This is a genomic window from Photobacterium sp. GJ3, assembly GCF_018199995.1.
In the GTDB taxonomy this organism is placed as follows: domain Bacteria; phylum Pseudomonadota; class Gammaproteobacteria; order Enterobacterales; family Vibrionaceae; genus Photobacterium.
The window spans coordinates 284,123-304,512 of sequence record NZ_CP073579.1; the positions used below are offsets into that span (position 1 = coordinate 284,123).

The following is a 20,390-nucleotide window of genomic DNA, read 5'->3' on the forward strand; positions in this document are numbered from 1 at the left end:
TCTTAAAGCTGTTCTACGGATGCTTTTCGGGTTAAAGGCTGACCAGCAAAGCGGATACCCCGCCAACCGAATTTCATGAAATTCCGGATATTCATGTGGTCTGTGCCTTCTGGATTGTTCAGCACCGCCTCAAAATAATGATGTCCAAAACACGCCAGTGTTTCCTGTTCGGTGAGCTGGTGCAGTTGCGCAAAAGCAAAAATGCGACAGGAACCTTCGTTGCTGCCGGCTTCATTGGCCAGTGTTTCATTGTTCAGGCCGTTACTGAAAGCCGTTGGCTGGTAATCGTAATGCGCGTCAATTTCGCGTAATACCTGATCAAAGACAACCGTTTCAGGGGTTTCTTTGATGGTTTTGATCAGCGTATCCATGCTGTTTTCCTTCTTCAATTGCAAAGAGAAAGAAAAACGGGCAAGCCCGTTTTTCTCAAATGTGTTCCCGGCTGGCTGAATCAGCGACGGCCTGCTTTCTGTGCCTGTTGCTTGAGTGCATCGTCGAATTCGTCCGGATACAGGATTAAACCTTCCTGATCCAGGTTCGGGAAAACAACAATGGCCAGCTCATCATCCTCAAGACCGGGTGTCCAGCGGCTGCGCCATTTATTGACTGAAATGGACTCAGGCTTGCAGTCTTCCCAGTCACCGGTTGCCCAGGCTTGCGCAAACTCCTGATTTGGCCAGACTGGTACACAGTCTTCGTCTTCGCTGTTGAGCATCACGCAGCCATGCTCATCAGTCAGAATCCAGATCTGTCCCTGAGTGGTGACTTCTTTCAGCAGGTACTGAAACCTTTTTTCTGCATCGTACTGCAGGATGGTTTCAATTTGTTCTTGGGATAAAGGGGAGATGGACATAGTTGGATCCTGTACTCGGATGGGGTTAGAAAGCGTATCGCTTTGTTTCGCAGCACTAAGCATAGTGGAAAGCAGGCGGGGAAGGAAGTGCCGATGCCGGCAGGGCCGGCATCTTTGGGCACAGGTTTTATTTCAGGGTGTAAGGGATGCGAATCGTGAGCTGGAAATCCGGCGCATCGGCGGTCAGACCGGCGGCAGCGCCTACATTGAGTGTGGTTTCCCGGTTGATTGCATAGTTGGCGCCAAACGAGATTGTATCGAGCTGGAGCAACTTGGCATCTGCCGGATAGCCACCATTGACTTTGGATTTCAGGATCGTTTTATGGTTCAGGCCAATACTGAAGGAAAACTTGGGATTCACGGCGAAGCCCATCCCAGCGCCCAGCGAAATGGTGTCCCCAAGATCGATGGTGTTGATTTGGGTGCTGGGCGTTTCATCGGTGGCCGGAATTTGCACGCTGACGTCATCTTTTATATTCCAGATATAGCTGGCATTGAGGAAGAGGACAGCCGGATCCAGTGGCATGATCATCGTGACACCAGGTTCAATACTCGGAAAACCGGACCCGGTAGGTAACTCTTTGAAGTCATTGGTGTCATCCAGAGGCACATCATAAGGAGATGTTCCTGTGGTACTCTTAAAGCGCAAGCTACCAATCCAGTAAGGGGCTTCCAGTAGGTTGAACTGATACTTAAAGGCGGCTTCAATGTCACCAATATCATTGCCTTCGAGTGTTTTGGTGGTCGGGCTGTTGGATGGGCCATTAATGTCCCGCTCTGAGATAGAGTCGTTCCGGTAAACCCAGGGGATGCGTGCCTCTACCTCCAGCCGGTTGGTAATCCCGTAACGGCCAGTCAGGCCGAAGGTGAGTGTGGTTCTGTCGATATCACTGGCACGGATCAGGCCGACAATCAGTGATGGCAGTACGGTGTAACCGACGACAGAGACTGTGTTGGATGAGTTTTGAGTGTAAGTTAACGACGAATCCAGAACAAAAGATCCCTTGGGTGTCAGTACCCCAGGTTTTTCCAGAATATCCGTGACGGTCTGAACCTGGCGAGATTTTTGTTGGGTTGTTGTAGATTCCTCTGCCGCAACCGTGGTTGAAAAAATCGCTATCAGCGCTAACAGGCTGTGTATCTTGTAATTTTTCACGATATCCTCACTTTGTTTGCAAAGGTAACCCCAAAAAAATAATAGTCAGTTGCACTGGCTTGTCATAAGAATAGTCAAATCTTGTGTAAAAAGTGAAAGTGATAAGTTAATTTTGTCTCAAATATGATAGTTAATTCATTGTGTATTATTGGTGGGCATATTATTAATTGTGAGAAATGATGCTCTTTTCTTAGAATTTAAAATTGAAATCATCATTTTAATGTCAGCATTTTTTGTATTTTATGGGTGGGTTTTTATTAAAAATAATACAAATCAAAAAGTGGCAAAAACTAGTATTAAGTTATCTCTCGCGGCGACGTGGGAGTGTAAAAATAAAAAACTCAATATATTTGGAGTCTTATCATGCGTAAATCTAATCTCGCAATGTTAGTGGCAGTGCTGGTAGCCTCTCCTCTTGCACTGGCTGACTACCCACAACAACCTGAGTCACCCTCTTATGGTGATGGCTATGGTGGTGACTACAACGGTGGCTATGATGACCAAGGTCCTTCAATTGTTGACTCATTCAATGATGATGTCACCAAAGATGCATCCTTGTATTATTCCAAAGATAAAACGATTACCGACAGCTTTAATCAGGACAATGACAAGCTGAAAATGAAGGACATCAATAATGATAAATCCTTCAAATGGACGGACAACAGTGATAACAGCAAGAAGTTCTACTACAAGAGCAACACAGAACACAGCGAAACCTGGAAAATCAACATCGAAAAAAACCACTATATGGCAAAATCTGACCTGAAAGGCGAAGTGATCGGGAACGATGTCACTTATGGTGGTGCATGTTGTGATGATCACGGCGGTTATGGTCACGATAAAGGCTATTCACGCGGTTATGGCAACAACAACGGTGGTAGCTATGGTGACGCTGGCTCACTGACGGTCACTCATGTGAACGACATGACGGGTGCTTTTGCAGGTGCATCTGGTATTAACCTTGCTGGTCAGAACGCAGGTAACAACTCGCTGATCCAACAAAGTGCCAGCACCAACGCGGTACTTCTGGGTCAATAACACATGAGCTGAGGTTGCTATCATAACTGGCAGCACTCAGGAGGACGTATGAAATATTTAACACTGACCGTGGCTGTATTGCTGTCTTGGGGTGCCGCTGCTGATGAGTTGGATATTCTGACAAGTTCCGATACGTTGAGTGATAGTTCAATGTATGAGACTCGAGGTGGGCAGTACGAGCTCAACATTGACTACATGCAAGCAGATTCGGACATGTACGGTGATGTCGTAGGGAATGGCGCGTATGGAAATACCACAGGTGATAACGTGATTGATGGCGGTGCCTTCAATGGTTCATCTGGTGTCTTCAACGTCGTTCAAAACACCGGTAATAATGTGTTAATTCAAAATGCGACCGTGGTTAACCTGACATTGAAGTAACCTGTTAGTGTATCTAAACCGGATCATGATAACCGGAAAACTAAATGTTAAATTACTAGTAATTGATATTTGGTTTCGCAGGGCTAACAACATTGCTTCAACATCGATAATATTTTTTACCCAGCATGGGCTTATTCTAAAAAGGTCCATGCACTATGGGGAACATAATTGGAGTAATATCATGCGTAAATATAACGTATTGTTACTTGCAGCAATGGTTGCATCACCACTTGCTTTGGCGAATGGTGTGCCAGATGCTGACACGATTGATGGTAGTTTCAATGACACGATTAATAAAACACTGACCGTGGATGTGAAAAAGTCCAAAGAGATCGATTATTCTTTCAACCAAGACAACGATAGTTTGTACATGAAAGATATCGGAAATGATAAATCGATTCGTCTGAAAGATAATAGTGATAACTCATGGAAAATGAAAAAATCCATTGACTATAAGTACGACAAAACCTTTAAGTTGAATGTTGAGCTGAATAAGGTTTTGGCTAAATCTGAACTGGATGGCGAAGTGATCCGAAACGAAGTTACTTATGGCGGTGCCTGCTGTAAAGGTAAGTCTGGTGACGTAGAAGTTGAACACTTTAATACCATGGCGAATTCCTTCGGCGATGCTTCTGGTATCAACGTCGCGGCACAAAACGCCGGTAACAACTCTATGGTTCAGCAGTCAACCAGCACCAATGCAACTTTGTCTGCTTCAGCGAGTTACTAACCGATACGGGCCGTCGTAAGACGGCCCTCATTATTGTTATCTATCAGGTTTTTGAGTTGAAAGTCAGACAGATAGGAATAATAAATTCCTTAACAGAATGCGAACGAATTACCCTGTCAGTAAGATTGAAAAGGGTGTCATCATGAGATTGAAATTGGTAACCCTGGCCTTGACCGGAATCATGCTGAGTGCATCAGTCAGCGCACTGGATTATTTCCCCAGCCGAGGCGCATATAATGTGAAAGTGAAGAGTTATCAGGAGCAGATGTTTGGCGATGTGATGCGTCAGCAGTATGACTTTAGCTGTGGTTCAGCAGCCGTCGCCTCCCTGATGAAATATCACTATGGTATCGAGACATCAGAAAACACTGTCTTCAAGTATATGTTTGAAAATGGTGATAAAACCAAAATTGAAAAAAGCGGTTTTTCAATGTTTGACATGAAAGAATATATGCAGTCTGTCGGATTGGATGCCAATGGTTACCGGTTACCCCTCGATAAATTTCAAACTTTAGGTGTGCCCGCAATTACAATTGTGAATTTCGACGGCTATATGCATTTTGTCGTCATTAAAGGGATGAACAGTGATCAGGTTATTTTAGGTGACCCGTCCCGGGCACCATGGTCATGAAGATCAGTGAATTTAAACCCTATTATCGTGGCTCTGTGCTGTTGGTGAAAAACATGGTGAAAGAAGGGCGCGAGAGCTTTATTACTCAGGAAAACTACAGTGTTTATACACCATCCCCAGTGTCTGATGCTGTGACAAGGGATTCATTGTCAACGTTTAGTATTACATTGCCAGGTTCAAACGACTATTAAAGGCAGAGGCTAGTATGAATAAGCTATCACAATATGCAGTCGCCGTGACGCTCGGAGGCGCTGCTTTTATAGCAAGTACTTACGCGGATGCATACACCACCCCGCATTATGGTGTGTTGTTAGATGACAGCAGCCTGATCACGATGACAAAGTCGGAAATGTCCGCGATTCGTGGCGGTTTCTCGGCGGAGGGATCCTTGATCAGCATTGGTCTGAGCATCATCACCGCGCTTAACGGCGAAGAAATTCTGCGCTCTCATATTGCGAATTTCACCATCAGTAACGGTGTGCTCAGTACAACCGCAGGTTCGGCTTACGCAAGCGGAGATATGATTACTTTGCGGCAAGTCGGTGATAACAACACCTTTGAACGTCCGAATCTGTTGCCAAACAGCATTATGCAGGTCGTTCAAAACAGTCTGGACGGCAGCAGTATCCGTATCGAGCGCAGTGTAGATATTAATGCTGATCTGAATGGCTATATTCAGAACAGTGTCCTGAAAAGCCGACTTGAGAATGCAATATTGCATACAGGCTATTAGTTCATTTGTTGTAGAACATTGCAATAAAAGGCATAAGGTACAGCATTCGTCTGTACCTTTTTTGTATGCAATTTCGTCCCAAATGGTATGTGAGCTTAAAAAAATCTGATGGCAACGCTTTGCATAACTGGCTGAATCTTAGTTTATTCTGCTGTCTCACCGCTTTTCTCAAGACAATTCTTACTTCTGATACCACGCGGCCCTGCGCTTTCTTGCCTATATTTTTCAATGAACATTAATAATAAACGTGCATTGAATTGAAGGTGACTTCTGATGGTAGCTCAATGTCAAAATAAAGCTCTAAACGGACGGCTGGTGGCAATCGGATGTAACTACGAGCCTTGGATAGCGCTTCTGGAACAGTCAGGTTGGAAAACCCAGTGCTGTTATGACTTAAGAACGGTTGATTCAATCCTGGAAGAGTTCAGCCCCTGCATCTGCATCGTTGATTTAAGCAATAATGATTTTAGCTTAAACAGCATCTCTTTGAGGGCAAATAAAACCAAACAAGTAAGATGGATTGCTTTGATCAAAAAAGAGCAATTAAAAACTGACGCAATTTGCCAGTTTATTAATAACTTTTGCGTTGATTATTTTACGGTGCCCGTACCAGGCAGTCATTTATTAGATACTGTGGGACATCAGTTGGGGATGCTGGATATTGAATCCTCATCCTGGCATGAAATTACCACACAGCATGAAATGGGACTGTACGGAGAATCAAAATCAATTAAACAACTGCGGGATATGGTGCGTCGTGTGGCGTTAACGGAAGTGAACGTCTTCTTGACCGGGGAGAATGGCACGGGGAAAGAGCTGATTGCCAAATCAATTCATAACCTGTCGAAACGCAAACATGCGCCATTTGTCACCATTAACTGTGGGGCTCTCAGCAAAGATGATGAGAAGTTGAATTTCCTGAAACATGTCTCAGCCTCTGATGACGAAGAAGGCGGATTCAACGGCACCATTATGCTGGATAACGTGGAAGAGCTGACCCGAGAGTTTCAGGAGTTACTGCTGTCCTTTATACAGGCGCCAAGTAGTGATTCTCTGGATGGCGACTCGGCTTGTGATGTTCGGATTATTGCTGCAACCAGTGCGGATCTGGATGCGCTGGTGGCAAAAGGTGATTTCAGTAAAGAGCTGTATTACCGTCTGAACGTTTTTCACATTAAAGTGCCGACATTGCGTGAACGGGGCTCGGATATTTTTCTGCTGGCAGAAACGTTTCTGCAGAAGTTTGCTAAGGAGTACAGCACCATGGCGTCAAACTTCTCGGAAGACTCGAAACAGCTGTTATTGCGTTACAGCTGGCCGGGGAATGTTCGTGAATTGATCAATCAGGTCAAGCGGGCGGCATTGCTTGCTGAGGGAAATGAAGTCCGGGCCGAACACTTTGATTTGCCAAGTAAAGCGAACTTGAAGCAAAGCTTGCGCAATATTAAAGATGAAGCCGAGAAAGACGTGCTGGTTGCCGTACTGGAAACCCACCGGGGACAGGTTGCTTCTGCAGCGAAAGATCTTGGGGTGTCCAGAGCGACGATGTACCGACTGCTCAATAAACACAATATTGTGCCGGATGTCCGCCACTACAATTCAAACTTTATGCGAGAGTAGTGTGATCACACAGCCAGACAAAACTGAAACACCCCGCATGGCGGGGTGTTTTTTGTCGAATCAGGTTTTCGACCTGTCGGGAATGTTTTTACAGAGACAACAGAATGACTTCGTTGTGCTCATCTGATTCGGTATTGGTGAAGACACATTCTGGCTGGTCAACCATGAGTTCGTCCATGGTTGGCACAACCAGTGTGGCCAGGTTGCTGTAATCCATTTGTGTTCCTTACTGCTGAAAAGGGTTCACTGTTGTGTTGCTCAAACCCTAAATCGATTCAATGACACTATCATGACAGCGCATCGATGTGGATCCCCTTTTTTGTGTTGACGGCTCTGCCATTGATCTTTGTCCACAAATTCTCAGGGATATCTCTGAACATTGGTGTCTAGGTCTCAGTTGTATGCAACGGTAACCTCAGGACAATCGGACAATGATCAGACAAAGTCAAACGCCGTACGGCTTCCTGCGAAAATTTCAGCTGGTGCAGGTGTTCTGGTGTGACACCTGCTGCGAGATCTGCCGATGCCAGGAAGTGGTCAATCAGACGGGTGTAATGTCGGTAGCTGGCTTTTTTGCCCGGACGATTGAGCCGAACATAACATGAACCCTGAAGCGTCTTTGTCAGCAAACGGACAGAAGATCCAGTGAGCGTGTGAGAGAACCGGCTGTCGGGGTCGGCCATCCGGTGATTGAAGTCGCCGCCGATCAGAAAAGATTCTTGCTGGCTGACGCGTTGATCAATCCATGTCCGGAGTACATCACCCTGATAAGCCAAAACCCGGCAGGATGCCGATTGAGACTTGATGCGGGCGCTGTAACAGCCGGATTTCAGGTGAATGTTCAGCAGGTGCAGCGGCTTTCCGGTTTCGGGGTAAACCACGATGTAAGCTCCATATCTCAGCCGTCCACGCTTTGGCTGTTGAGCCGGTTTGGGGGCTCTGCGAACATTCAGTTCGGCCAGATCGTTCGGGTCTTCAACTCGCAGATGAGTTTTGACGGCAAACCCGGTGTACTGATTACCATCCCGGAAAGTCTCCTGTTTTCTGTGATGCCGGTCGGACAGATAAATCCGGTATTGACTCTCGGGCAGAACCTCAAGGAGAGCTTCGGCACGATCAACTTCCTGAAAGGCGAGCACATCCGGTGAGACTTCTGTCAGAAGCTTGGCGATATAAGCTTTATCCATCGTGGTTCTGGGCTGGTTTGCTGTGCCAAACCAGGCCATGTTCCACGTCATGATGGTGAGAAAAGACTGGGCTGGGATGCCAGAGGGCGGTGATTGTGCCGCCAGCGGCGACAGACTGAATAATCCTAAAGCGGCAGTCAGCAGCGCCGCCATCCCCCCTGTTTGTAATCGCCATCCTTGCATATCCAAAACACCTGCATTCCAAAGCAAAAAAGTCATTTCGTCTGAAGTGTAACCGACATGCAGGCATCCCTGATGCAGATCAAAGTAAGCTTGCGGCACTTGTCGCTAAATACACAATATCTTGTGTTCTTGATAATAACATTTTGCATATCTAGTGATTTTGGGGTGGGTGTGGTGACGGAGAAAAGGAACAGCGGGCAGCTGCTGGATGGCATGCTGGACGATATTCGCGGACTGATGGCGCAGACCGCAGCGGATTTGCTCAATGAAAATGCCAATAAAGACAGCCGGGTCATTCCGACGCAACGCGATCTGCTGGCGGGCATTGTGTCAAAGCATTATGCCCGGCAGTTTCTGCTGCCTTCGCATGTCGCGGCTGCGCATGAATCCGGCGAAATTCATTTTCATGATCTGGACTACGCGCCATTTTTCCCGATGTTTAATTGCATGCTGATTGATCTGGAAGGCATGCTGACGCAGGGATTCAAAATGGGGAATGCGGATATTGATACCCCGCGCTCCATCTCCACAGCGACGGCGGTCACCGCGCAGATCATCGCACAGGTCGCCAGCTATATTTATGGTGGTACCACGGTGAACCGGATTGATGAAGTGCTGGCACCTTATGTTACCCGCAGTTACCAGAAGCACCTGACGGTTGCTCGGGAATGGGAAATTTCTGATGTCAGAGCCTTTGCCCGCCAGCGCACGGAAAAGGAATGTTTTGATGCGTTTCAGTCGCTGGAATATGAAGTGAATACGCTGCATACCGCAAACGGGCAGACGCCTTTTGTCACCTTAGGATTTGGGCTGGGAACATCCTGGGAATCCCGGCTGATTCAGCAATCGATTCTGAAAAACCGGCTGGCTGGTTTAGGGAAGAACCGAAAAACCGCGGTGTTTCCAAAGCTGGTTTTTGCCGTGAAGGACGGGATCAACCACAAGCCCGAAGATGGCAATTACGATATCAAGCAACTTGCGTTGCAATGTGCTGCCAAGCGCATGTATCCGGATATTCTGAATGTCGAGCAGGTTGAAGCGATTACCGGCTCATTCAAAACCCCGATGGGCTGCCGGAGTTTTCTGGGACGGTATGAAGAAAATGGCACTGCGATTCATGAAGGCCGGTGCAATCTCGGGGTGGTCAGCCTGAATTTGCCCCGGATTGCCATTGAAGCGAAAGGGGATGAAGCGGTGTTCTTTCGTGTGCTGGATCGGCGACTGCTGCTTGCTCGTCAGGCTTTGATGTATCGTATTCAATCTCTGGATGGCGTGAAAGCCAGCGTGGCTCCGATCCTTTATATGGAAGGCGCTTGCGGGGTCCGGCTGAAAGCGAACGATGACATTGCGGAGATCTTCAAAAATGGACGCGCCTCTATTTCACTGGGATATATTGGCTTGCATGAAACGTTGACAGCTTTGTATGGGCAATCGACACATGTGTTTGACTCTGACGCTTTGCAACGCAAAGCACAGGCGATTGTACGCCATTTGCGAGCTGCCGTGGACCGCTGGAAGGACGAAACCGGGTATGGCTTCAGTTTATATGCGACACCGAGTGAAAACCTGTGCAGCCGGTTTTGCACGCTGGATCGTCAAGCATTTGGTGACATCCCCGGTGTGAATGACAAAGGATACTACACCAACAGTTTCCATCTGGATGTCGAGAAGCAGGCTAACCCGTACGACAAAATTGATTTTGAAATGGCGTATCCGGCCATCTCCAATGGTGGTTTTATCTGCTATGGCGAATATCCGAATATGCAGCACAACCTGGAAGCGCTGGAAGATGTGTGGGATTACAGCTACGACCGTGTGCCTTACTACGGCACTAATACGCCGATTGATGAGTGCTATGACTGCGGTTTTCAGGGGGAATTTAACTGCACCAGCAAAGGTTTTGTCTGTCCTGCGTGTGGGAATCATGAGCCGTCGCGGGTCTCCGTCATTCGCCGGGTTTGCGGCTATCTGGGCAGCCCGGATGCCAGACCGTTTAATGCGGGGAAACAGGAAGAAGTGAAACGCCGCGTGAAACACCTGTAATGGTGGCGCGCATCATGTTGTTCAGAGGTTAGGATGCATTATCACCAGTATTACCCTTGTGACGTTGTCAACGGACCGGGAACCCGCTGTACCTTGTTTGTATCAGGCTGTGAGCATCAGTGCCGCGGTTGTTACAACCAGTCGACCTGGCCGCTGCACAGTGGTAGGCCTTTCAGCCGTGATATGGAAGACCGTATTATTGCGGATTTGCAGGATCAGCGTATTCGCCGCAGAGGCTTGTCTCTGTCCGGCGGGGATCCGCTGCATCCGGCCAATCTGTCGGCAGTGAAACACCTGATACAGCGGGTCCGGCGTGACTGTCCCGGTAAAGACATCTGGGTGTGGACCGGTTACGTGATGGAAACCCTGACCCGTGCTCAGCAGGAGGTCACAGCGTTGATTGATGTGCTGATCGACGGCCCGTTTGTTCAGCATTTATCTGATCCTTCACTGCCCTGGCGTGGCAGCAGGAATCAGCGCGTGCTTCGTAAAGCCGGTTCTCAGGGGGTCTGGATGGAAGCCGTGGACAACTAGAGTTAACCCACTCTTTCTGCATGGCTTTTATTGATAACTCATGAAGTTATCCACCGTTTCTGTGTATAACTGTGGGAAAATCAAGTGAATGAATCAGAGCGCAGTGGATAAAGCACAGCGGTCCAGGCGCGTCCCGACTAGGCTTAGGCGGGATTATCCGTTACACTTCGCCCTTGGATTCATACAGAGACATCAGGTTTCACCATGGCACGTACCGTGAATTACACCTATAAAATGCAGGAGAAAAGCATCAGCTTTTCTTACAGTCAGTACCGTTCAATTCATGAAGCTGTTGCCGCAGCGGAAGGCATTGATCTCAGAGAATATCTGAAGATGGAGCAACAGGTTGAAGCTGTCTCCAGTGGTGAAAAAGCTGTCCGGGATTTTCGTGACAGTCACTTCCGTAAACTGGGCTTTGGCAAGATTGCTCTGGCACCGAAAGAGCACCGGGGAATCGGGGAAAAATAAGTCACGTCCGGCGTAGTCGCTGACGTAACATCAGATAAACCCACCCTCCGGCACATGCGGCCAGCACGTGTTTTACACAATGGCCGCTGATAATACCCTGTGTCATGCCCCAAACCTCCGCATCCAGAGATTCCGCTCCAATGGCCACTCCGTAGCACATGAATGCTGCCAGATAGTACGGTCTGTCCGGCCAGCGTCCCTGATAAAGAAGCAAAATTAAGGGCAAATGCAGAATGGGCAGCAACTGTACCAGCATGTAGGCGCTCAAATCGGCCGTGCCCGAAGCGGCTGTCGTCATCCAGTACCAATACACCACAGAGAACACCGCATAGATATTGAGCGGAAACAGCAGTTTTGTGCCCAGCGCGGGCCGGACATATTCGCTCAGAACGATGCAGTACAGCGAGACGAGCGCGATTGCACCGGGAATTCTGTCCAGCATCAGCCCAAACGGTGTTGGCAGCAAATCGTAATATACAGCACCAAGGCTGGTTGCCAGCAACGCTTGAAAGAAGAGGAAATAGGCTGTCGCAATTTCAGGCTCGACAACCCGATCGGCTTGCTTTTTGGGGATCAGACTGAGCATTCGGATCCCCATGAAACCGACAATCGCCAAAGGCAGACTGGAGACAATCACGTGCAAAGGATGAACATCGGATATCTGGCGGGAAGATGTGTCTGTGTCAACATCCGGAGGCAGGATCACCGGAGACTGCAGTAAAATCAGCAACACCAGTATGCAGGCCGAAGCAATCAGTAAGAGCGTTCGGATACGGTCAGAACGATACTGTGATAATGCCCGGGACGACTTCAGCTTCATGGAACGACTTACTTTTTCATCGCGATCAGGGTGTGGATGTGCCACTGGCGCTTTTCACCGGTGAGCCGGGCCGAAATTTCGTGCCTTTGCTGCCAGGACACCACATAGAACTGACTGAAGAGCCGCTCAAGTTCTGGCTTGCTGTGGGTCATGACTTTATCGGAATAGTCGGTTTCATCATGGTTCATGCCCAGAAAGTGGCCACAGAACAGCCCGCCCGGATAAAGGCATTGCACCATTTTTTGCCAGACGGCGTAAAAGTCCTGCCGCGGACAAAAGAATAAGGAAGCACTGGCATTCACCAGATGAGCTTTGGGGAAGCGGTACTCGCTGAATGTACAATGCTGAAGATCGAGTAACGGATTGGATGCAGCCAGCGGATGCGTTGACAGTTGTCTCAGGCTTTCCAGATGGCTGTCGAACGCATAGACCCGGTATTGGTTTTCCAATAAAAAGAAGGTATCGCGGCCCTGGCCGCATCCACAGTCAACGGCCACTTTGCCCCGAAGTTGATCGTCGAGTAACTGGTGTGCCTCAACGAGATGCGTGCGAGGGGGCTGCAAGGCAGATGGATGAAGATAAGATTGCCAGTCAATGGTGGCCATGATTACCTCGATAATGCTCACTTCGTGGTCAATACAAGTATAAGCATGCCCTCGGCAGGCGATCGTTCAATTCTTAGACGATACCCCAAACATCAAAAAATTGAGGATGCTCAAGGCGCTGGATCTCCCTTTCAGGGCGATTCGGGTATAAAAATTTGATCTTACATGTCCGGGAATCTTTGCTACTATTTGCGCCAACAGCCCGCTGAACCGCGAGCCCCTTAATGAAAGAGAGAATCGCCATGACGAAATTAACTGCAGACGTACAGAAGAATGCTGATTTGTTCTTCACCGAATCGAAAGAGACGCAAGTCGTGTATGGCCTGTGTAATGAAGAAGGGGATTGGTTGTCGGTTGATTCCAGCGAGTTTGAAGAATCTGAAGTGATGCCATTTTGGTCGAATGAAGCCGATGCAACTTACCATTGTGTCGAAGAGTGGGCGGAGTTCCAGGCGACAGCGCTGCCGCTGGATGTTTTTGCGGAAGACTGGATGGTCACTCTGGCTGAAGACGGTGTGTTGGTTGGTCTGAACTGGAATGATCGTCTGGAAGGGGTCGAGATGGAACCCCAGGATGTTGCGAAGCAATATCTGTAAATCTGTCATTCGCCAGGAAAACCGCCTATCGGGCGGTTTTTTTATTGATACGGTTCAATAACCTTGATTACTATCAATTTTTTGTGATGTTCAGGTTGAAAGCATGCTTCACGGGCGGTCTAATACGCCTCCCTGAAATACATGAACATGGAAGCATAATGAATCAAGGAAAAACGCTGCTTGCTGTCGCACTGGGATTGTCGTTAAGTGGCTGTTCGGTTCTGCAAGGATTACCTGAAGATAAAAGTACCGGCGCACTGGCGCTGTATCTGGAAACCGACCGGGATTCAGGCAAGCCGATGCCCTGTCGCTCAATTTCGGTTCGGCTGAATGAGGTGACAGAAGCCATCAATACTTCACCGGCTGTCTGGAGTGAAGAATCTTTCTATGATGAAAGTAAGCAAGCAACGATCATCCCCGGAATTCAGGCGGGCACGTATGTCATCAACGGGTTTCGCTGTTACGCAGGCGCCCGCGTTGTCTTTGAAAACTACGCGCGGTACATTGATCAGCCGACTTTCGAAGCCGTGACGATTCACAAAGGTAAAATTACCCTGAGCGGCATGGCGTTCGTCACCGGTCATTTCACGGATAAGGAAGGCCGTGTTTATTTTCAGTTCAGAGATGCAGGTTCCCTGAAGCAGGATGCGCTGATCAAGGCGCTGCGGGCCAATGACGATTACCGTGGCTGGGAGCTTGTTGCCGATTAATTGAGTGCAGTATGGCAGACGAAAAACGATATCAACAAGGACTGGCGAAACTCAGCGAGCTGGATCCGAATGCAGCAGAACATCTGAAAGCCAGCTTTCAGTCGATTTGCCCTGAGCTGGCCGATTTCATCATCGCCTTTCCTTTTGGTGAGGTGCTTTCCCGTGATGGGCTGGATTTTCAGACCCGCGAACTGGCGACCATTTCAGCGTTGACGGCGATGGGCAATTGTCAGCCACAATTGGCCAGCCATATTCAGGGTGCGTTACGGATTGGCTGCAAGCCGCAACAGATTGTGGAAGTGATTTTACAAATGGCTGTCTATGCAGGCTTTCCGGCAGCCATCAATGGCATGACGACTGCAAAACAAGCCTTCGAAGCGGAAGGTATTTTGCCGCCTGAAACGGCATAGTCATCTTCCGAGCAGGCCTTGTTCTGCGATGCTGATATCACGCCACACAGGCACTGGCCTGTGTGGCGTTTGTTTTTTGCGAACTCACCTAATTTCCTCGTTTTCCGACTTCACACCAGACAGCCGGACTGAACCCATGGTTTTTTAACCGATTGAAACCAAAGCGTCATTGAATTCACGCCTGCCTGTCATACCCCGCCCTCAGAATGTATGCCCGTCATGACACTGATGAATAAAAATACAGACAATTAGGGAAGACAAATGAGCAAGGCGACATTCGATCCAACCCGTTATAACAAGAGTGGTAATGAAACCTTTCAGGAAGTTCTCGATAAACATTTATCCCGCAGAACAGCATTGAAAAGCACGCTCGGTCTGGGTGCATTAACCGCTTTAAGTACTTTTGGTCTCGCAGGTTGCGGGAGCGACAATGATTCCGGGAAGTCCGGTCATGGGACTGACACCAATCCGGATGCAGCAAACCGGAGTACTGCGGTACTGAATTTTGATTCGATTCCAGGGTCGCTCCTGGATGCCGTTGCTGTACCAGCCGGGTACAGTGCTCAGGTGCTGGTGCCATGGGGTACGCCACTGAATACCAAAGCGAATGCTTGGGATAGCAGCGGTCAAAACTCGGATGACGATCAGGCCAATGCGATGGGGATGCACCACGACGGCATGCACTTTTTCCCACTGAACGATGCCGCAGATGATGGTTTGCTCTGCATTAACCATGAATATATCGATCAGGATGCACTGCACCCCGCGGGGCCAACGGAAGTCGGGGGGCTGAGAACAAGCGTTGAAGAAATCCGCAAGGAAATCAACGCTCATGGCGTGAGTGTGGTTCGGGTCAGGCTGATCGGCAATACCTGGCAGATCGTGGACAATGATCCGTTGAACCGCCGTTTTACGGCCGCAACCGTGATGGATATGGGAGGCCCGCTGGCTTATACCGGTTATCTGGAAACCCGGTTTTCACCGGATGGCAGCCAGACGCGCGGCACCCTGAATAATTGCGGCAACGGCTACACGCCTTGGGGCACTTATCTGACATGCGAAGAAAACTGGCCGGGTTACTTTGTCAATCAGGGCACTTTGACAGAAGATCAGAGCCGCATTGGTGTCTCTTCGTCCGGCACACGCTACGGCTGGGATGATCTGGCGGGTGATGCGGATGAACGTCTGGACGAGTTCAGTCGTTTTAATGTGACGCCTTCGGCGGCCAGTGCCGCAGGAGATTACCGCAATGAAGCAAACGGCTTTGGTTATATTGTGGAAATTGATCCATACGATGCGAGAGCAAGGGCGGTCAAACGCACAGCACTGGGTCGCTTCCGCCACGAAGGCTGTGCTTTCGGCAAGCTTGAAGAAGGCAAGCCGGTTGTTTTCTATTCAGGCCATGACTCGAAGTTTGAATACATCTACAAGTTCGTTTCAGATGCCTTATGGGATCCGGCAGATGCTAATCCAGTGAATCGTCGCGTCACCGGTGATAAGTACATGGATCACGGGACGCTTTATGTTGCGAAATTCTCGGATGAAGGGGTTGGCCAGTGGCTGCCTTTGACCCTGGACAGCCCGACGAAAGATGCGGGTGTGCTGGGGGATCATTTTGAATCGTTGGCTGCCATTTTACTGAACACGGCAGGGGCTGCGGATCGGGTGGGCGCGACCCCGATGGATCGTCCTGAGTGGACGACTGTCGATCCGTTCACCGGTACGGTTTATCTGACCCTGACCAATAATTCCAGCCGGACCGAAGGGAATGTGGCCAATCCACGTCTGAAAAACTATTACGGCCATGTCATTCGCTGGGATGAAGGGGATGACGCCACTTCCTTTCTCTGGGACATTTTCCTGTTTGGTGCGCCGTCGGATGCCGATGCAGCAACCAACCGGTCGGGTCTGACGGATCTGAATATGTTTGCCAGTCCGGATGGTCTTGCCTTTGATCCCCGTGGGATTCTCTGGGTGCAGACGGACAACGGCGCGCCGGATGTGACCAGCTACACCAATGACCAGATGCTGGCGATTGTGCCGTCTGCGATGGTTGACGCACAAGGAAAGCAGCAGGTCGTCACAGGTGAGAATCAGATGCAGCTGAAACGTTTCTTTGTCGGTCCGAATGGTTGCGAAGTCACTGGGTTTGCCATCAGCCCGGACTACAAATCGGTCTTTATTAATATTCAGCATCCCGGGAACTGGCCCTATTCAGAGAATGCTGCCGAGCAGACACCTGCCGGAACCACAGTGCGGCCCCGTGCGGCAACGGTTGTGATTCGTCGCAATGACGGCGGTGAAGTGGGCGTGTAACCGCTTCGTTTCTGAGCACACAGCCCGCAACTCAGTTTGCGGGCTTTTTTCGATTGTGGTATCCGAAATGGACGACTTGATGCATAATCCCCTGTTGTAAGAAGGATTTCTGTTCACCGGGACGTTGATGCACGCTTTCATTTTACTTTTTCTGATGTCGTTATTCGCGGCACCTTTAGCAATGGCTGCACAGGCTGGAATCACGTCGCCGGGGTGCGTTATCTTGCTGCATGGTCTGGCAAGAACTGCGCATTCGATGGATAGGTTAGCTGATGCGCTGTCAGATGCTGATTATCAGACGGTCAATGTGGATTACCCGTCGACCCAACATCCGATTGAAACCCTTGCTGCCACCGTGATTCCTGATGCTTTGTCTCAGTGTGATCACACGCAACCGGTGCATTTCGTGACACACTCAATGGGCGGGATTTTAGTCAGACAGTACTTGTCACAGCATGATTTGAACAATTTAGGGCGGGTCGTGATGCTGGCGCCACCGAATCAGGGCAGTGAGGTGGTCGACAGTTTTCACGATCTGGCGCTTTTTCAGTGGATCTACGGCCCGGCTGGACAGCAGTTAGGCACGGAGAGAACCAGTGTGCCCAAACAACTGGGCCCTGTTCATTTTGATCTGGGTGTGATCGCTGGCAACCGCAGTCTGGATTTTCTGACTTCCTGGCCATTACCTGAGCCGCATGATGGAAAAGTCAGTGTCCCAAGTACCCGGGTTGAAGGGATGCGTGCCCATCTGGTGATGCCTGCGACGCATACCTTCATCATGCGAGATGAAACCGTGATCGCGCAGGTTATTTATTTTCTGCAACATGGACGATTCCAACCATGAGTCAATCCCCGTTTTTATTACAGACGCCTCGTTTTTCTCTGACTGATTTCCGGCCATCCGATACAGATGATTACGTGGCCATGGCGACAGATGCAAAATACCAGCGTTTTTATAGTGAAGCCGACTGTGAAGAAGAGAAAATGTGCGCTTTGGTCGCTTTATTTATCCAACAGGCGACAGAGCGGCCACGGCAAGCGTATCAGCTCGCGATTCGCTGGCCAGCCGCTGAGGGAGAAAGCGAGCAGTTCGCAGGAACGGCGGGCCTGAGAATTGTGCGTCCCGGTGAAGCTTCGGTGGGTTGTGGTCTTGCCCGGGCTTTCCATGGACAGGCGATTGCGGATGAAGCCATGTCTGCGCTGATCCATTACGGTTTTGGCACGCTGGGGTTGAACCGCATTTATGCTGAAACGCTGGCGGATAACCGGGCGGCAATGGCACTTTGTCGCCGGCTGGGCCTTGAAGTCTCGGAAAGGATTGCAGATCACTATCACTTCAAGGGTCGTCCATGGGACGCTGTGATTTTGTCTGTGCAGCGTGAGCAATGGCTGAATCGCGCACAGATTCGAGAGTGAGGTCAGCATGAAATTTTTGATGAAAGTGGTTGTCGTTTTGCTGTTGATGGCTGCCAGCTTCTGGGCTGGCATGCAAGTTGAGCGCCTCCGCTATGAAGATGTTTGTCTTGATATGGGCGGCGGTAAGAATCCTGGCGATTATCCGATTTGTGTGATCCAATCACCGTAATGATGGAACGAGTTTTTAAAGATGCTGTTTCCATAACGGAGAAATGAACATGGAAGTGATTGAAATTCATCAACCTGAGCTGATTCACGGGCAACTGACGGAACTGCTCCAAAATTGTGTCGCAGATGGCGCGTCGATTGGATTTCTTCCGCCTCTCAGTACGGAAGAAGCCAGTGATTACTGGCTGGGAGTTGCTGCAGAACTGGGTGAAAACCGGAAGCTCTGGGTGGCAAAACAGGGTCGTCAGATCATCGGGACGGTGCAATTATCGCTGTGCGGGAAACGCAATGGATCCCACCGGGCTGAAGTGGAAAAGCTGATGGTACATACACAAGCCCGGGGGCAAGGTGCTGGCCGGGCATTGATGGTGGCCGCTGAGGCACAATGTGCAGCACTGAATCGAACCTTACTGGTACTGGATACCCGTGAAGGCGATGTTGCTTCAGAACTGTACAAAAAATTAGATTATGTTGAAGCGGGTAGAATTCCTGAATTTGCCAGAAGCGCTTCCGGCACTCTGGACGCCACGATTTATTTCTACAAGCAGATTGAAGCATCCCGAATCTTGCAGTAACCGAAAGCAGATGATGCGGGTACATGGTCGGATCTGGCTGTCGGTGACGAACAATGTGGTCGGCATCATCTGTATTTATACTTATAGTGATAAATGTTGATTTTTAATTATTTTTCAGGATTTTAGCGGTATTATTTTCTCCTGTTGAGTCCCGAGAGACTGGAAATCTCACAATAAACCCGCGCGAAAAGGTTCTTCTTAAGGGTTCATTGGTATATTTTGGGGGCAGGTAAAGCAACATGAATAAGGAAGGGTCGCAATGCTCGTGCCAGAGAAGCCCAGAGACGAAGTGGAACGCCTTCAAAGTCTCCATGCCCTGACACTATTAGACACGGATCGGGAAGAACGGTTTGACCGGGTCACCCGGTTGGCCCGGCGGATGTTTCAGGTCTCTATGTCGACAGTGACGCTGGTCGATGAAAACAGACAGTGGTTCAAATCCTGCATCGGCGCTGATGTGACCGAAACCCCGAGAGAGATTTCTTTCTGCGGGCACACCATTTTGGGAAATGATCCCTTTATTATTCCGGATGCGGCGCAAGATGCCCGCTTCAAGGATAACCCGTTGGTGACGGGTCCGCCGCACATACGATTTTATGCAGGTGTGCCGCTCTTATATGACAATGAGTACAAGCTGGGTTCGTTATGTATCGTCGATCAGCAGCCTCACACATTAGATGAAGAGCAAATCAAAGATCTGGTTGATCTGGCAAAAATGGCTGAGCAGGAATTGGCTGCGCTTTATGATGCAACCATAGATGAATTGACTCAGATCTCGAACCGGCGTGGTTTTGTCAAACTGGCAACGAAAAGCTTACAGCACTGTCAGCAGCGGGGGACGTCTTTCTCACTGGCTTTCTTCGACCTGAATAAATTTAAAGCGATCAATGATCAGCTCGGACATCAGGTTGGCGATCAGGCGCTGAAAGATTTCGCGATGTTGCTCAGCCAGAGTTTTCGGTATTCAGATTTATTTGCCCGGGTTGGGGGAGATGAGTTTGTCGTGCTTTACACGGGCATGAACGAGATGGAAACCCGACGGGCGATTCGCCGCTTTGAACAGAATGTCAGTGAGTTTAACCGCAGGCAGCACCGACCTTATCAGCTTCTATTCAGTTCCGGGCTGTATACCGTACCGGCTGGCCAGACAATGGATCTGGAAGAGATTCTTGCGAAGGCCGATTCCAGAATGTATCTCAATAAGATGGCACCCTGAA

General features: G+C 49.2%; 23 protein-coding genes and 2 pseudogenes. 18 read left to right on the top strand and 7 right to left on the bottom strand.

The annotated features are described in order from the left end of the window. Window positions 1-2 precede the first annotated feature (2 nt). From KDD30_RS18035 to KDD30_RS18045, 3 genes are all read right to left on the bottom strand, one after another. On the bottom strand, window positions 3-371 hold the full coding sequence (locus KDD30_RS18035; RefSeq protein ID WP_211651387.1) for a HopJ type III effector protein: 369 nt from the start codon (window positions 369-371) through the stop codon (window positions 3-5). A gap of 80 nt (window positions 372-451) precedes the next feature. Beyond that, window positions 452-853, bottom strand: coding sequence for a DUF2750 domain-containing protein (locus KDD30_RS18040; RefSeq protein WP_211651388.1), 402 nt, complete (start codon window positions 851-853; stop codon window positions 452-454). 127 nt (window positions 854-980) lie between these two features. After that, window positions 981-2,009 carry a transporter gene (locus KDD30_RS18045; RefSeq protein WP_211651389.1) on the bottom strand — a complete coding sequence of 343 codons (1,029 nt, stop codon included), beginning with the start codon at window positions 2,007-2,009 and terminating at the stop codon, window positions 981-983. A 363-nt stretch (window positions 2,010-2,372) separates the two neighbouring features. Between KDD30_RS18045 and KDD30_RS18050 the strand changes: the two genes are divergently transcribed. The 6 genes and pseudogenes from KDD30_RS18050 to KDD30_RS18075 all read left to right on the top strand — a co-directional run bounded on the left by KDD30_RS18050 (window position 2,373) and on the right by KDD30_RS18075 (window position 7,142). Then, window positions 2,373-3,047, top strand: coding sequence for a hypothetical protein (locus KDD30_RS18050; protein ID WP_211651390.1), 675 nt, complete (start codon window positions 2,373-2,375; stop codon window positions 3,045-3,047). Between the two features lie 48 nt (window positions 3,048-3,095). Further along, window positions 3,096-3,428 carry a carbon storage regulator gene (locus KDD30_RS18055; RefSeq protein WP_211651391.1) on the top strand — a complete coding sequence of 111 codons (333 nt, stop codon included), beginning with the start codon at window positions 3,096-3,098 and terminating at the stop codon, window positions 3,426-3,428. A 181-nt stretch (window positions 3,429-3,609) separates the two neighbouring features. Beyond that, window positions 3,610-4,158 (top strand): hypothetical protein, encoded by a 549-nt coding sequence (locus KDD30_RS18060; RefSeq protein WP_211651392.1) that lies wholly within the window; start codon window positions 3,610-3,612, stop codon window positions 4,156-4,158. A gap of 142 nt (window positions 4,159-4,300) precedes the next feature. Beyond that, window positions 4,301-4,980 (top strand): annotated as a pseudogene (locus KDD30_RS18065) (C39 family peptidase). A 14-nt stretch (window positions 4,981-4,994) separates the two neighbouring features. Then, complete coding sequence (locus KDD30_RS18070; protein ID WP_211651393.1) at window positions 4,995-5,522, top strand: hypothetical protein; 528 nt, start codon at window positions 4,995-4,997, stop codon at window positions 5,520-5,522. Window positions 5,523-5,795: 273 nt separating this feature from the next. Continuing rightward, the gene (locus KDD30_RS18075; protein WP_211651394.1) at window positions 5,796-7,142 is read left to right on the top strand and encodes a sigma-54 dependent transcriptional regulator; all 1,347 of its coding nucleotides are present in this window, start codon (window positions 5,796-5,798) and stop codon (window positions 7,140-7,142) included. 88 nt (window positions 7,143-7,230) lie between these two features. Here KDD30_RS18075 and KDD30_RS24770 read toward each other — a convergent pair whose 3' ends face one another. Beyond that, on the bottom strand, window positions 7,231-7,359 hold the full coding sequence (locus KDD30_RS24770) for a hypothetical protein (RefSeq protein ID WP_256449244.1): 129 nt from the start codon (window positions 7,357-7,359) through the stop codon (window positions 7,231-7,233). A 169-nt stretch (window positions 7,360-7,528) separates the two neighbouring features. After that, window positions 7,529-8,512, bottom strand: coding sequence for an endonuclease/exonuclease/phosphatase family protein (locus tag KDD30_RS18080; protein WP_211651395.1), 984 nt, complete (start codon window positions 8,510-8,512; stop codon window positions 7,529-7,531). Between the two features lie 222 nt (window positions 8,513-8,734). Between KDD30_RS18080 and nrdD the strand changes: the two are divergent. The 3 genes and pseudogenes from nrdD to KDD30_RS18095 form a co-directional block, all read left to right on the top strand. Continuing rightward, window positions 8,735-10,555 (top strand): annotated as a pseudogene (nrdD, locus tag KDD30_RS18085) (anaerobic ribonucleoside-triphosphate reductase); the annotation flags it as partial. A gap of 33 nt (window positions 10,556-10,588) precedes the next feature. Further along, window positions 10,589-11,089, top strand: coding sequence for an anaerobic ribonucleoside-triphosphate reductase-activating protein (gene nrdG, locus KDD30_RS18090; protein WP_211651397.1), 501 nt, complete (start codon window positions 10,589-10,591; stop codon window positions 11,087-11,089). Between the two features lie 204 nt (window positions 11,090-11,293). Further along, window positions 11,294-11,557: a DUF2960 domain-containing protein gene (locus KDD30_RS18095; protein WP_211651398.1), complete on the top strand. Its 264-nt coding sequence runs from the start codon at window positions 11,294-11,296 to the stop codon at window positions 11,555-11,557. A gap of 1 nt (window position 11,558) precedes the next feature. On the opposite strand, the gene KDD30_RS18100 is transcribed toward KDD30_RS18095, so the two are convergent. Beyond that, a complete protein-coding gene (locus KDD30_RS18100) occupies window positions 11,559-12,377 on the bottom strand; it encodes a hypothetical protein (RefSeq protein WP_211651399.1) in 819 nt (272 codons plus the stop codon). An 8-nt stretch (window positions 12,378-12,385) separates the two neighbouring features. Beyond that, complete coding sequence (locus KDD30_RS18105) at window positions 12,386-12,982, bottom strand: class I SAM-dependent methyltransferase (RefSeq protein ID WP_211651400.1); 597 nt, start codon at window positions 12,980-12,982, stop codon at window positions 12,386-12,388. 242 nt (window positions 12,983-13,224) lie between these two features. On the opposite strand from KDD30_RS18105, the gene KDD30_RS18110 reads away from it, so the two are divergent. The 9 genes from KDD30_RS18110 to KDD30_RS18150 all read left to right on the top strand — a co-directional run bounded on the left by KDD30_RS18110 (window position 13,225) and on the right by KDD30_RS18150 (window position 20,389). Continuing rightward, window positions 13,225-13,578: a DUF2750 domain-containing protein gene (locus KDD30_RS18110; RefSeq protein WP_211651401.1), complete on the top strand. Its 354-nt coding sequence runs from the start codon at window positions 13,225-13,227 to the stop codon at window positions 13,576-13,578. Between the two features lie 158 nt (window positions 13,579-13,736). Further along, the gene (locus KDD30_RS18115; RefSeq protein WP_211651402.1) at window positions 13,737-14,288 is read left to right on the top strand and encodes a hypothetical protein; all 552 of its coding nucleotides are present in this window, start codon (window positions 13,737-13,739) and stop codon (window positions 14,286-14,288) included. Between the two features lie 11 nt (window positions 14,289-14,299). Further along, window positions 14,300-14,698 (top strand): carboxymuconolactone decarboxylase family protein, encoded by a 399-nt coding sequence (locus KDD30_RS18120; RefSeq protein WP_211651403.1) that lies wholly within the window; start codon window positions 14,300-14,302, stop codon window positions 14,696-14,698. Between the two features lie 261 nt (window positions 14,699-14,959). Further along, window positions 14,960-17,014, top strand: a complete 2,055-nt coding sequence (locus KDD30_RS18125) for a PhoX family phosphatase (RefSeq protein WP_211651404.1) — start codon at window positions 14,960-14,962, stop codon at window positions 17,012-17,014. Window positions 17,015-17,141: 127 nt separating this feature from the next. Beyond that, window positions 17,142-17,858: a triacylglycerol lipase gene (locus KDD30_RS18130; RefSeq protein WP_211651405.1), complete on the top strand. Its 717-nt coding sequence runs from the start codon at window positions 17,142-17,144 to the stop codon at window positions 17,856-17,858. Next, window positions 17,855-18,430, top strand: coding sequence for a GNAT family N-acetyltransferase (locus tag KDD30_RS18135; RefSeq protein ID WP_211651406.1), 576 nt, complete (start codon window positions 17,855-17,857; stop codon window positions 18,428-18,430). The genes KDD30_RS18130 and KDD30_RS18135 overlap by 4 nt, the downstream gene beginning before the upstream one ends. 7 nt (window positions 18,431-18,437) lie before the next feature. Then, window positions 18,438-18,599, top strand: a complete 162-nt coding sequence (locus KDD30_RS18140) for a hypothetical protein (RefSeq protein ID WP_211651407.1) — start codon at window positions 18,438-18,440, stop codon at window positions 18,597-18,599. A 49-nt stretch (window positions 18,600-18,648) separates the two neighbouring features. Further along, a complete protein-coding gene (locus tag KDD30_RS18145; RefSeq protein ID WP_211651408.1) occupies window positions 18,649-19,173 on the top strand; it encodes a GNAT family N-acetyltransferase in 525 nt (174 codons plus the stop codon). Between the two features lie 259 nt (window positions 19,174-19,432). Continuing rightward, entirely contained in the window at window positions 19,433-20,389 is a 957-nt protein-coding gene (locus KDD30_RS18150) for a diguanylate cyclase (protein ID WP_211651409.1), read from the top strand. Window position 20,390 lies beyond the last annotated feature (1 nt).